This window comes from Lysinibacillus sp. RC79, from assembly GCF_041262405.1.
Taxonomy (GTDB): domain Bacteria; phylum Bacillota; class Bacilli; order Bacillales_A; family Planococcaceae; genus Lysinibacillus.
The window spans coordinates 1-12,932 of the sequence record NZ_JBGCCD010000003.1 but is presented as its reverse complement, the minus strand read 5'-3'; the positions used below and the strand labels follow the sequence as shown (position 1 = coordinate 12,932).

13 protein-coding genes are annotated in these 12,932 nt (G+C 35.8%); 10 read left to right on the top strand and 3 right to left on the bottom strand.

What is annotated here, in order from left to right; all coding sequences use genetic code 11:
* Positions 1–115 precede the first annotated feature (115 nt).
* From ABH968_RS03820 to ABH968_RS03810, 3 genes are read right to left on the bottom strand one after another with little or no spacing between them, the layout of a single operon-like run.
* A complete protein-coding gene (locus ABH968_RS03820; RefSeq protein WP_370042706.1) occupies positions 116–1,396 on the bottom strand; it encodes a hypothetical protein in 1,281 nt (426 codons plus the stop codon).
* Positions 1,393–1,836 (bottom strand): type II secretion system protein, encoded by a 444-nt coding sequence (locus tag ABH968_RS03815; RefSeq protein ID WP_370042705.1) that lies wholly within the window; start codon positions 1,834–1,836, stop codon positions 1,393–1,395. Before ABH968_RS03815 ends, ABH968_RS03820 begins: the two co-directional genes overlap by 4 nt.
* 11 nt (positions 1,837–1,847) lie before the next feature.
* Positions 1,848–2,417 (bottom strand): type IV pilus modification PilV family protein, encoded by a 570-nt coding sequence (locus ABH968_RS03810; RefSeq protein ID WP_370042703.1) that lies wholly within the window; start codon positions 2,415–2,417, stop codon positions 1,848–1,850.
* Between the two features lie 465 nt (positions 2,418–2,882).
* Between ABH968_RS03810 and ABH968_RS03805 the strand changes: the two genes are divergently transcribed.
* The 10 genes from ABH968_RS03805 (at position 2,883) to ABH968_RS03760 (ending at position 12,713) form a co-directional block, all read left to right on the top strand.
* Positions 2,883–4,253 (top strand): VanW family protein, encoded by a 1,371-nt coding sequence (locus tag ABH968_RS03805; RefSeq protein WP_370042701.1) that lies wholly within the window; start codon positions 2,883–2,885, stop codon positions 4,251–4,253.
* A gap of 18 nt (positions 4,254–4,271) precedes the next feature.
* Positions 4,272–5,942: a GspE/PulE family protein gene (locus tag ABH968_RS03800; RefSeq protein WP_370042699.1), complete on the top strand. Its 1,671-nt coding sequence runs from the start codon at positions 4,272–4,274 to the stop codon at positions 5,940–5,942.
* A 14-nt stretch (positions 5,943–5,956) separates the two neighbouring features.
* Entirely contained in the window at positions 5,957–7,006 is a 1,050-nt protein-coding gene (locus ABH968_RS03795) for a type IV pilus twitching motility protein PilT (RefSeq protein WP_370042697.1), read from the top strand.
* Entirely contained in the window at positions 7,003–8,208 is a 1,206-nt protein-coding gene (locus ABH968_RS03790; protein ID WP_370042695.1) for a type II secretion system F family protein, read from the top strand. The genes ABH968_RS03795 and ABH968_RS03790 overlap by 4 nt, the downstream gene beginning before the upstream one ends.
* 103 nt (positions 8,209–8,311) lie before the next feature.
* On the top strand, positions 8,312–8,770 hold the full coding sequence (locus tag ABH968_RS03785) for a prepilin-type N-terminal cleavage/methylation domain-containing protein (RefSeq protein WP_370042693.1): 459 nt from the start codon (positions 8,312–8,314) through the stop codon (positions 8,768–8,770).
* 101 nt (positions 8,771–8,871) lie between these two features.
* The gene (gene pilM, locus ABH968_RS03780) at positions 8,872–9,843 is read left to right on the top strand and encodes a type IV pilus biogenesis protein PilM (protein WP_370042692.1); all 972 of its coding nucleotides are present in this window, start codon (positions 8,872–8,874) and stop codon (positions 9,841–9,843) included.
* Positions 9,843–10,436, top strand: coding sequence for a PilN domain-containing protein (locus ABH968_RS03775; protein ID WP_370042690.1), 594 nt, complete (start codon positions 9,843–9,845; stop codon positions 10,434–10,436). Before pilM ends, ABH968_RS03775 begins: the two co-directional genes overlap by 1 nt.
* Positions 10,433–11,158, top strand: a complete 726-nt coding sequence (locus ABH968_RS03770) for a hypothetical protein (protein ID WP_370042688.1) — start codon at positions 10,433–10,435, stop codon at positions 11,156–11,158. Before ABH968_RS03775 ends, ABH968_RS03770 begins: the two co-directional genes overlap by 4 nt.
* Positions 11,159–11,217: 59 nt before the next feature.
* A complete protein-coding gene (locus ABH968_RS03765; RefSeq protein ID WP_370042686.1) occupies positions 11,218–11,970 on the top strand; it encodes a prepilin peptidase in 753 nt (250 codons plus the stop codon).
* A gap of 20 nt (positions 11,971–11,990) precedes the next feature.
* Complete coding sequence (locus tag ABH968_RS03760; protein WP_370042684.1) at positions 11,991–12,713, top strand: gamma-glutamyl-gamma-aminobutyrate hydrolase family protein; 723 nt, start codon at positions 11,991–11,993, stop codon at positions 12,711–12,713.
* The last annotated feature ends 219 nt before the right edge of the window (positions 12,714–12,932 follow it).

The window sequence follows — 12,932 nt, the reverse complement described above, 5'->3', positions numbered from 1 at the left end:
GAGTATCATTATAAATACGTTACTCTAAATAACTTTTTATTGTTTAATAGCATTTGTATACATTCAATTTCGATTGAGGTAAATGGGTGTATAAATTTACATAGAATAATAGAAATTAATAAGAATATTCATAGTTAGTAGTATAATCGACAGAACCAGGAGTAACAGTAGAGCCGCCAATCATACACGCTTTTTCGAATGCAGCACTATCTGTAATAACCTTAGGATTATTAGATTTTTTTGCGTAAATATTACTAGTATTTCCAGAGTTGTTATTTATATTACCGATTATTAATTCACCGTTGACACAAATAGTAGCATTTCTATTAAGATCTGCAGCTTCAATTTGTGCATTATAATTAATATAAATTGTTGAATTTTCCATCCCATTTATATTTCCTATTGATGTAACCCAGTTACCCCCGTCAATGTACATAGTGGATTTGGTTAATTTAATATTTCCCATTGAAGCATTTCCGGCCACTTCAATAGTTGATCCAACTAAGCCGCTACCGTTAAAATTACCAACGAAAAGTGCGCCATTAACATGTAATTTTAATTGATTCATTGTATTTAAATTACCGCTCGTCATACTTCCAAGTATATAGATTGTCGAATTGTTAATATCACTATTCAAATTACCAGTCGTAAGTGCCCCACTTACACGATATATAGAATTTTTAAATACTAAGTTATCATTCTGGCTATAGGTAATACTTCCTTTGATTTGACAAGACATGTTGGATAAATCATCTTTTTTTTGATTTGGACAGATTTTTAAATTATCTCCTGGATCAGCAATAGTATTGTCTTTAAGAATAGCTGTGCCTTCACTTCCGCCGCCAGTCCCCTGGCCAATTATATTGGCAAAATCGACTTCAATCGTTCCTTTGATATTTGCTTGTTTTAATTCATCATAGCCTGTACTTGTAAAAGCAATAATCAGTTTATCGCCAACATCTGAAAAAAAATTTGGTCCGCTAGTAGGGTTAATATCGAAAGAGTTTTTGTTGTTTTGATGTATTATAACTTTGGTATTTAAATTTTCTACAATCTCTTGTAAGTTATTTTGCATAGCGGTCATTGCTAAACCCTTATAGTGGTCATCGTCTTCTATTATATTTTTTTTAATATCTTCTTCTCGTTGAGTTAATACTTTTTGAATAATTTGAGTTTGCTTAGTTATTATTTCATTCGTCATAGCATGCTGAAAATAACTTACGCCCATTTCAGCGATAGATTGGGCCTGAATTGTACCTTCAACAGCGTCATTTTGCTTTGTTGTATTAGATGAAATTCCTATAAATGATAAAAAAATTACAGAGAATAGTATAGAAATGATTATTACAAAGGCTAATATATAGCCGTCGTTATTATTTACGACACTTTTCTTCATTTATGCTCCTCCTTTAAACGACTTAATAAAGTGTTGATTTTGACTTTATTATTGGGATTATCCTTTTCTTCGATTATTAACTCGATTTCAACATTAGTCGTTTTGGGATTTACAGGATTTGTGAAACTATTTGGTAATTTAATACACATTTGACTGTTTTCAAATACTTCAGTTTTAGCAACATTTTGAGCAGTATATTGAATTGAAAAGCTACAACTATTGGATGTGACAGTATATTCAGTGGAACGTTTATGAATGGAGTTTAAGCTTGATATAATCACATTTGCTTCCTGCTGCATTTGATTTTTGGAGACGGCTTTCTTTGAATAATTAGTGCCTTGAAAAAATATACTCCACACTAAAATAGAAACTAAACTGAAGATAATCAATGTTGCTAACACTTCTACTAAAGTAAGACCGCGTTCGTTTTTTGTTGTCATTTTTCTCACCCTTAATAAAAGATGTAACCATAGATTTCCGTTACTAAAATATTGTTATTTTTATAAATGAAGACACCAATTTGATTAGCTTTTGTGGGTAGTGAATTTAAATCGGGCGTTCTCGATACTATGATTTTAGTATGATATTTTGATGTCATGGACTTAGTAGTAGCAGTGGAAATTGTAATTGTATCACTATCATATGTAAGCGTGTCACCAGATTCGATAAATGAGAACGTAGCATCTGGATTAGCCAATAAAGAATTAAAGTCACCTTGTAATGTTGATTGCCAATAAGATAGCTCTTTTGATGCTAAGTTTACAGCCACTTGTTTATCTTCATTTTGGTTGTTTTTTTTGCCCATTTGCGGAAGGAAATTAACTATAGAAATCAGTATTATTGCTAGTATTACGATAGAAGCAACAACTTCTACTAATGAAATACCACGTTCATTTAATACTTTTTTGGGGGTCATTTCATCAACACCTTCTGTCAGTAAGAATTGTGTACTTTCTTTGTAAAGTAAGTTTGTAAAAATTATTTCAAGGAGTGATGGGATAATCCAAACTGTTATTATCATCAGTTGAATTTAAAAATCCTATATATGTAAAGCATTCGAACGGGTCACATCTCGGCATGAGCTTTATGTACCAACTCTGTTCTTGTGAGGTCCAAATGCATAACGGGGTTGTCTTCTGCCAAAATCTCCATTTCAAATTATGTAGTTCATTCAACAACTTACATACAAACCTCTTTTTTTTCACTTTATACTAGATTCCACCTAAAAAATTCCTGTAAAAATAAGTTAAATAGGTATTGGTGACTCAATTATATAAGTTAAAAGACATACTGGCAACACATAAATATGATTGATATGACATGCTATTTGTTTTTGTATGTTCTAAAAAACGACAAATATTAGGGAAAAAGTCGTATTCAAATACATATTTTTTATAGTATGATAAGGGCATGAATATAAAGTTGTGTTTTACATAAGGAAATAGGTATTGGTTTTTTACATATATTTAGTAAAGGTTGTGAGTCTATGAGATTACCTCTGAAGGTAGGTTCTGTTTTAATTGCACTAGTCCTTCTTTTGGTTATTTGGATCCCCAACCTCATAATAGATAATGCATTAGCCAAAGGTGGTGGCTCTACAATTGGTGGTATATCTGTTAAGGGATTAGGGGATGAGGACATTGAAGCGGCAATACTGGAGGCAATTAATACTTGGAGGGAAACGCCGATTTCTGTAAAAGGTGCAGGTGTGAACGCTACGATCGATCCAGCATTATTTACTTTCGAGGTAGCAAGTTCTTTGGCTGAATATCATAACCTAACGGACAAGTCTTGGTATGCTTTTTGGCAGAGTAAAAAAACAGTCCATCTTCGACTACATGTGTCAGCAGATGATAGGGTAAAGGCTCAGCTTGAAGGGACAGGTGTATGGGAAGTCGATCCAACATTAAGTGAGATCATTTCAAATGCTTCATATTTAAAAAATCATGAAATTGTAGCAAAGGTTGCTGATACTTCCACAATGGAAGCAGAACGTTTAGCTTTATCGATTGAAGAAATTCCTACGAATGCTACCAATGTTTTAGAACTAGCGAATTCTTTGAATGATTTCATTATCGCGCCAAATGAGCCCTTTTCATTATTAACGGCTTTAGGAGAACAGTCTGAAAACATAAATAGTGAGTCGTTAAATTTTGTCGCTTCAAATATTTATCATACTGCACTTCAAACAGAATATGAGATTTTAGAGCGTCATGCTCAAAATACAGTGCCAGTTTACTTACAACAAGGTTTGGATGCGAAGGTGAATCGTGCGTTAGATAAGGATTTGCAATTTGTAAACCATTCAGATCAACCGAATAAGTTAAAACTGACTGTAGAGGGTGATTCTTTAAAAGTGGAATTACTAGCTCAAAAGAAAGAAAAAGAAATCTCTGTTCGTGTTAGTAAAGATAAAATCATACAACCTCGAGTCATTACTCGTTATTCTAAAGATTTATCAATAGGCAGGGAAGAAGTTCTTCAAAAAGGTCAAGAGGGCGTACGGGTCGAAGTTTATCGCTCGGTTTTAGAAAATGGTAACACTAAGGAGGAACTTGTTAGCCGTGACTATTATCCACCAGTTAATAAAATTATTGTGAAATCTTCAAGGCAGCCTGTTGTTCCTGAAAATAGTAGTGGAACAGGTAAGGCAACTTCCAATGATCCAGACTTACAAATGGATTTAGATGGAGATGGATTACCGGATACACAATCTAAAAATAAAAAATCCGGCAATAACGCAAAATCAAATAAAGATACATCTACAAATACAAATACTTCAAACGACCCGAATGACCCTGAAATTGTGTACGGCTATTATGATAAAGGTGGGAATTTTATACAAACAAGCCCGTAAAGAGAGGAGCATAAGCGAATGGCCATAAAAACTGGGCGAAAGCGCTTAGGTGATTTACTTGTAGAATCTGGTGTTATTACAAATGTGCAATTAGAATTTGCCCTTACAAACAAAACAAAAGATGAGAAATTAGGCGATTTTCTCATAAAGGAAAATATTCTAACCGAGCAACAATTAATCGAAGTACTAGAGTTTCAACTAGGAATCCCACACATTCATTTGAATCAATATTCAATAAGCCCGGATTTACTTCAACTTGTTCCGGCCGAACTCGCTAAACGAACAAATATTATTCCGATTCGTCGTGAAAAAAATAAACTGTTCATCGCGATGGCTGACCCGATGGATTATTTTGCAATTGAAGAAGTACGTATGGCGACGGGCTGCCAAATCGAAACAAGTATTGCAGCTAAGGATGATTTATATCGTACGCTAACGAAATACTATGATTTACAAGAGTCTATGGATGCTGCATTGCTCGATATAGGTGCGACAGTTGCTGAAACACAAGAGGAAATTGAACGAGAGGATTCTCCAATTGTTCGCCTAGTTAATCAGATAATTGCTAACGGGGTTGCCCAACGTTCGAGTGATATCCACTTTGACCCGCAGGAGACAGATTTAAGGGTTCGTTATCGAGTGGATGGTGTTTTGAGAACGGAGCGCTCGTTACCGAAACATATGCAAAATATAGTATTAGCACGTATAAAAATTATGGGGAACTTAAATATAACGGAAAATCGAGTTCCTCAAGATGGGCGTATTAAAACGAATGTTAATTTCAAGCCAGTAGATATTCGACTTTCGACACTTCCAACTGTTTATGGAGAAAAAGTGGTGATGCGGATTTTGGACTTAAGTAATGTAGCCAATTCCATTGACAAGCTTGGCTTTACAGAGCAAAACGAAGTCCTTTTCCGAAACATGATTGCCAATCCTAATGGTATTTTGCTGATTACGGGACCTACAGGATCAGGTAAATCATCTACATTATATGCTGCCTTAAGTAACTTGAATGAAGAAAATGTCAACATAATTACAGTTGAAGATCCAGTAGAATATCAGCTTGATGGTATCAACCAAATTCAAGTGAAAGAAGAAGTAGGCTTAACATTTGCAACTGGATTGCGTTCGATTTTGCGTCAAGATCCAGATATTGTAATGATTGGTGAAATTAGGGATTTGGAAACTGCGCAAATAGCGGTACGAGCTTCATTAACAGGGCATTTAGTTTTAAGTACTTTACATACAAATAGCGCAGTTGAGTCGATTTCTCGACTAAAGGATATGGGAATAGAACCGTTTTTATTATCCTCCTCATTAGTCGGAATTATGGCACAGCGCTTAGTACGACGAATTTGTCGAGATTGTGGAGAAAATTATACTTTTACCAACCACGAATTGGAAATAATGCGTGATAACGGTATTGAAGGTGTTACACACGGTAGACGCGGAAGAGGCTGCCCTTCGTGTAATCAAACAGGGTATCGTGGACGGATGGCTATTCATGAAATTTTACCAATCGACCGCAATATTAAAGAAATGATTTTAAGTCGAAGTAGCGATAGTGTGATCCGCAATTATATGAAACAAGAAGGCTATTACACATTACTGGTAGATGGGTTGTTAAAAGTAGTAGAAGGACAAACAACTACTTCAGAAGTATTGCGTGTAGCAAACGTAGATTAGGATGTGAATCGTTCATGACAACATTTAGAAATATTGATGAGCTATTAACACGTGCATTTGAAGAAAAGGCATCTGACCTTCATTTAACAAAGGGTATTCCGCCTGTTTATCGTATCCATGGACAACTAGAATATTATGGGAATGAACTACTAACTTCCGAAGAATTACAGACAATAGTTAAAACTATTTTGCCTGAGCATAAATTACAAGAATTTCATGATAAAGGGGAAACTGATTTCAACTATTCATTGCCAGGGAAATGTCGTTTTCGTGTAAATGCGTATCATCAACGCAATGAAGTGACAATAGCTGCCCGTTTGATTGAAGCAAAAATTCCTTCCATTGAATCGTTAAATATGCCACAGGTCCTGTATCAATTAGCAGAAAAACCACAGGGACTTATTTTAGTGACTGGTCCAACAGGTTCTGGTAAATCTACAACACTTGCTGCAATGATTGATCATATTAATGAAACAAAATCCAAGCATATTATAACGCTTGAGGACCCGATTGAATATTTACACGCACACAAAAAATCCATTATCAATCAACGTGAAGTAGGGGTTGATACCCATAGCTTTGCCAATGGCTTGCGTGCAGCATTACGTCAAGATCCTGACATTATTTTAGTAGGGGAGATGCGTGATTACGAAACGATTTCAACAGCTATCACTGCTGCAGAAACAGGTCACTTAGTAATGGCGACATTGCATACAAGTAGTGCTCCGACAACGATTGATCGTATAATAGACGTTTTTCCACCGCATCAGCAGGGGCAAATTCGTGTGCAACTTGCAAATGTTTTAGTGGGCATTGTTTCACAGCGTTTATTTGTACGTAAGGATGCCAAGGGACGTATTGCTGCAACCGAAATATTGGTACAAGCACCATCTGTTTCAAATTTAATTCGAAATGAAAAAGTTCACCAAATTCCAACTGTTATGCAGACTAGTAAAGCTTTAGGCATGCATACTTTGGAAACTTCTATGCAGCGCTTAATCACCATGGGGAAAATTTCTTTGGAAGACGCAAGGCCATATATGAATGCGGGGGATTATAGTTGACCGTTTTTCGATATAGTGGACGCACAAAAACTGGTGCACAAAAAAAAGGGATTATTGACGCCGCCAACAAAAAGGTAGCACTTGAAAAATTACGAGTGCAGGGTATTAATGCTCGTGAGCTGGAAGAGTCTAATAGCATTTTACACAGAGACTTAAATATTGGCGGTAAAGTAAAGCACCAGGATTTCGTTATTTATTGTCGCCAATATGCAACACTAATCCGTGCTGGAGTTTCAATTGTAGAGGCAACACATATTTTAAGTGCGCAAACGAAAAGTAAAGCATTGAAAAAAGCCTTAGAACAAGTGGAAGAAGATATACGTGGGGGTACAGCATTTTCAGATGCAGCGGCCAAACATCCAAAGGTTTTTCCAGTAATGTTTATTAATATGATGCGCTCAGGTGAGGCAACAGGGAATATCGATGAGACTTTAGAGCGTTTAGCAGGGACACTGGAAAAACAATTCAAAATTAAGAAGAAAGTACAATCGGCATTGGCATATCCTGCTATTTTATCTGTGCTGACAATCGCTGTAGGTATGTTTCTAATGATATTTATTGTTCCTACGTTTATGGCTACTTTTAAAGAAATGGACATGGAAATGCCGATCTTAACTGTCGTTGTTGTCAGTATTTCGGATTGGTTGATAGCATACTGGTATTTTGCAATTGGAATTCTCTTATTATCGATTCTTCTATTTAGATTTTTCTATAAAAATAATAGGCAATTTCATTACAATGTAAATTATGCATTATTGAGAATCCCTGTATTTGGTATTTTGATGCAAAAAAATGTAATTGCTCGTATGACTAGAACCTTATCTTCTTTGTTCAGTAGTTCAGTGCCAATTCTACAGGCACTTACAATTGTCGAAAAGGTTGTAAGAAATCCAGTGGTAGGAAAAGTTGTACTGGAGGCAAGAGATAACTTAGAAAAAGGCGGTACCTTATCTGAGCCATTAGAAAAAAGTTGGCTATTCCCTCCTTTAGTAACTCAAATGACATCTATCGGGGAAAAAACAGGTTCTCTTGATTATATGCTCGAGAAGATAGCTGATTTCTATGAGGATGAGGTAGATCGTTCCGTTGATACATTAAAATCGCTCATTGAACCATTGATGATACTAGTTTTAGCTGCCGTTGTAGGTGTGATTGTCGCAGCAATTTTCCTACCAATGTTCGCATTATACGAAAATATGTAAGCGTACTAACTTTAAAGGGGGTGGTGTAGAGAAAAGTTGTTGTAGCAATGGGGGTACTTTGTGTTTTCGGACTAATCATAACAATTTTTAAGGAGGAACACTTATGTTCAAAAAAATTATGAACAAAAAACTATTAAAAAATCAAAAAGGATTAACGCTAATCGAGCTATTAGCAGTAATCGTTATCCTAGCGATTGTCGCGGCGATTGCTATCCCAGCGATTGGGAACATTATTAATAACTCAAAATTCAATGGAGTAAAGGCGGATGGTATTAATGTATTAAATGCTGCTAATCTTTACTATACAGATAATCCTGATGCGACAGATGGTGTGACAGTTGATAAATTAAAAGAAGACAAATATCTTGATACAGCTGGGAAAATCCCTGGAGGTGCTACAGTTACTAAAGAGGTTCCTCGAAAGTTATACGGTCAAGTGGAGAAAGCTGTAAAATCTTTCACTGTCACATTCAATAACGTTACTATAGATGATATAAATAAAGACGAGAAAAAGGGAAGTGCGATTGATGCAGCTTATTCTATAGATACAAAATCAAAATAACCCTCCCAACCTACTCAGAGGCGTAGTTTAATCTGCGCTTCTGGTTGGGAAATGGATGGTTAATTATTAAACCTTAAGTTCAAAAGGAGGCATCTTTTCACATGTTTACAAAAAAGAAAAAATCGCATGTGTCGATTGAAATAAAGGATTATATTTTGCGTGCGATTGTGGCAAAAGGTGCTGATCCGTCGCAATGGAAAGGCTTTGAAATGCCATTAGCACAGGGAATTGTTGAAGGCTCTGTTATTCATGATGAAATGGTCTTGTTTGATTTAATGAAAAATAATGTTGCAAAATGGGCTGGCAAAAAGCATAATGCGCGTATTTTTGTACCGGATACTTCAGTTTTGTTAAAGAGCTTTGAGCATCCTGATGATATAGAGTTAAATGAATTAAAAGGTTATGTGGAGATGGAGCTTGGTCATTCCATTCATCTTCCATTTCAAGATCCTCTTATTGATGTATATGACCCAAATCCTGATGATGGACAGGCAATGTTATTTGCAGCACCTTCAGAAGAAGTTACTAAAATGATTGGACTTTTACTCGATGCTACATTAGAACCACAAGTAGCAGATATTCGAGCATTGTGCAATATTCGTCTGTTAGAGTATTTACAGTTAATAAAGGATGATCGAACTTATTTAATAGCGGATTGGTCAATCAATGAATTGTCGATTAGTATTTTTTCATCTGGTCAACTGGAGTTTTTACGATACCAATCATTTGATACAGATCTATCGAAATGGAAGCCTGAAGAGATAGAAGAGCATCGTTTTTCTTATCAATTAGAAGTCGAAGATGATTATCGTATTATTCTTACCGATCAAATGCTTGAAATCGATCGTATCATGAATTTTTTTAAGTTTTCCTTACATAAAGGTGAGAAAAGTGTAGATGAGATTATCATTTTAGGAGATAATCCACTACTTCCTACCATAGAAGAGTTTTTAGAAAATAATTTTATGACACCAATTATTATGTTAAATGATTCAATCATTCAAAAATCATTCCCTCAATTTTCAGAGAAATTTGCAAGCTTAATTGGACTTGCATTAAAGGGGGATAACTGATGGTACCAGAAATTAACCTCTTGCCGCATTTGGAAAAGAAGCATTCAACACCTACTTTAATATATGTAGTATTTATTATTCTTATTGGTATGATAGTAGGATATATGATTTTCTTGTTTTTCCAAGCAAAAATTGATCTTACAAAATTAAGTGCACAGGAAGTGGAGCTTTCATCGCAACGTGAACAGCTTCAAATTGAGTTAGTTGGAAAGCGAAATGTGAACCAAGGCTCATTGGAACAATCTGTACAATTTGTGGAAAATGTATCGTATCCTGTGACACTCTTAATGGATGAAACACAAGTATTATTACCAGAGCAAACGTATTTCAGGAAATATGTATTTGATGAAAAAAATGTTGAAATTACGGCTGATTTTGAAACGATGTCAGCTATATCAGCCTATTTAGAAAAGCTAACTGCAAGCCTCTATTTCAATGATATACAGGTTGATACTATTTCTAATTTTGATGTTTCTATTGGAAACCAAGAGGAAGAAAGTGCTAAGAACAAGTTTAAGGAAATACCACGTTATTCAGCAACTATTACATTAGGAATTGATTTTAAATTTCTTGCTGGAGGTAGAGAATCATGACAAGTAGTAAAAATTCAACGATTCTTATCTTAACAGCTCTAATTGCAGCAATTTTATTTGCGCTATATTACTATATATTAACACCTAAATTAGAAGAAGTAGATACGAAAGAAAGCACAATTAACGCTCTTCAACAAGAAATTTCTACTACTCAGCAGCAGATTGCTTTAATTGAAAAGAATAGCAAATCAAATAGTACAAGTAATTTAACATTGCGTAAAAAAGTACCTCAAACTCGAGCTATTGATGAAGTAATTCGAAATATTGAAGAGATTGAAGCGGTGACGGGAACACGGGTAGAAGCTATGAACTTTAATAATTATGATTCACTCGTAATAGATTCTACTATTACAGATCCGAACTCGACAAATTCTGATGAACAAGTTGAGACACAGCAATCTGCAACTGAAGCGGATCAACAAGCGGTTACGAAGAATGATGAAACACCTGCAGTGAAAGATAAATTACCAACTGCTACTTTCACCAAAGATTCCTTACCAAAAGAATTAAAACTAGTAACATTTAATATAGATGTTGTCGCGCTGGACAATAAAGCAATGGTTGAATTTATAAAAGAGATTGAAAAAATTGATCGTGTGATGAAAATTGATGCTATCGATTTCACATTAACAGGTGAAGAAGCGAAATTCCAAGAGGATGCAGATACAACTTTAAAAGCTACCATACAAGTAACGACGTTCTATTATGAAGGACAACAATAATCTAGATGGCGCGCATACTTCAAATGTATGGGCGTCTATTAGTATAGGAGGACATAAAAATGGAAATTGCTTATACAATTACAGTTTTAATAGTTGGGCTCGTTCTAGGCTCATTTTTTAATGTAGTTGGCTTACGTGTACCTTTGAAAGAGTCCATTGTGCGTCCACCCTCGCATTGCACTTCTTGTAAGAGACAGTTGACAGCACCTGATTTGGTGCCTGTTTTGTCTTATGTATTTTTAGGTGGAAAATGCCGTAGCTGTGGACAAAAAATTTCTTGGATTTACCCATTGATGGAACTTATAACAGGTGTATTATTTGCCTTTGCTTATTGGAAATTAGGCTTTAGTGCAGAATTTTTTGTAGCGCTATTATTAATTTCATTATTAGTGATTATTGTTGTATCGGATTTTGCGTATATGCTTATTCCCGATAAGGTGCTATTATTCTTTTTACCACTGCTAGTTTTTGGACGCGTGATATCTCCTTTGTCTCCGTGGTGGGACAGTATAGTGGGTGCTGTCGTAGGCTTTGGCATATTATATTGTATAGCTGTTCTATCAAGGGGTGGAATGGGTGGAGGCGATATTAAATTATTCTTTTTACTTGGTCTCGTACTCGGCACAATTCATGCAATTCTGACGCTATTTGTAGCAGCAGTGATTGGCATGATTGTTGGGATAGTTGTGTTAAATGTACGCGGGCAGGGAAGAAAAACGCCTATACCATTCGGACCGTCTATTGCTCTAGCAGCTATTATTATCTATTTCTATGGGGATGCGTTGATGGATTGGTATCTCGGGTTTTGGTAATTAATCAGTGGAGGGATAAGATGAAACCAATTATCGGTATAACGGCTTTTGCGGAGGATGATTTGTCCTCAAGATTAAATGCTGCTTATAGCAAAAGTATAATTGAAGCTGGTGGTGTTCCAATTATAATTCCGCTTGGAGTGGAAAAGGATGTTGCGCAAATTTTATCGCTGACGGACGGATTATTACTATCGGGTGGCTATGATGTACATCCATTCCTCTTTGATGCAGAACCTACACCAAAATTAGGGAAGGTTCATCCTGAAAGAGATACAGTAGAGCTTGCATTAATTAACGCGGCTTATATTCGGAAAATGCCGATTCTCGGAATTTGTCGAGGGCTTCAAATACTAAATGTTGCGTTTGGAGGCACAGTCTATCAGGATATTGAAAGCGAGTACCATAGTCGAAAATTAATAAAGCATATGCAACAAGCGGCACGAGGCGTTGCTACACATCATGTTAATCTAACACCTGATACATTATTAAAAACGATTATTGAGGAAGAAAAAATTGCTGTGAATTCATTTCACCATCAGGCAATAAACGTAGTAGCAGAAAAATTGGAAGTGGTAGCAAAATCAAGTGATGGTATCGTTGAAGCGGTAGTACACGAAGATTTACCATTTTGTCTAGCAGTACAGTGGCATCCTGAGGAGCTAGCTAATGCAGGAGATGAAGTATCAAAGAAACTATTTACTGCATTTGTAAAGACAAGTTTGAAATTTAAGGTAGAGGCATAAAGCTTTATTAGCATAGATTTTTAATCAAGGGCAAGTGCTAAGTGTAAGAATCCATTTTAAAGTGGATTCTTTTTTAGGTGTGCCGGGCATGTCCGTCAACTAGGTGATGAAAGTTCACTGTGGGCGTTGGGATATGCGAACCACTAGCCAAGTGCAAGGGTGTCCGTGGCGACGCGGAATCTGAAGGAAGCAGGCGGCAAAACCTTGGTCCGAGGTACA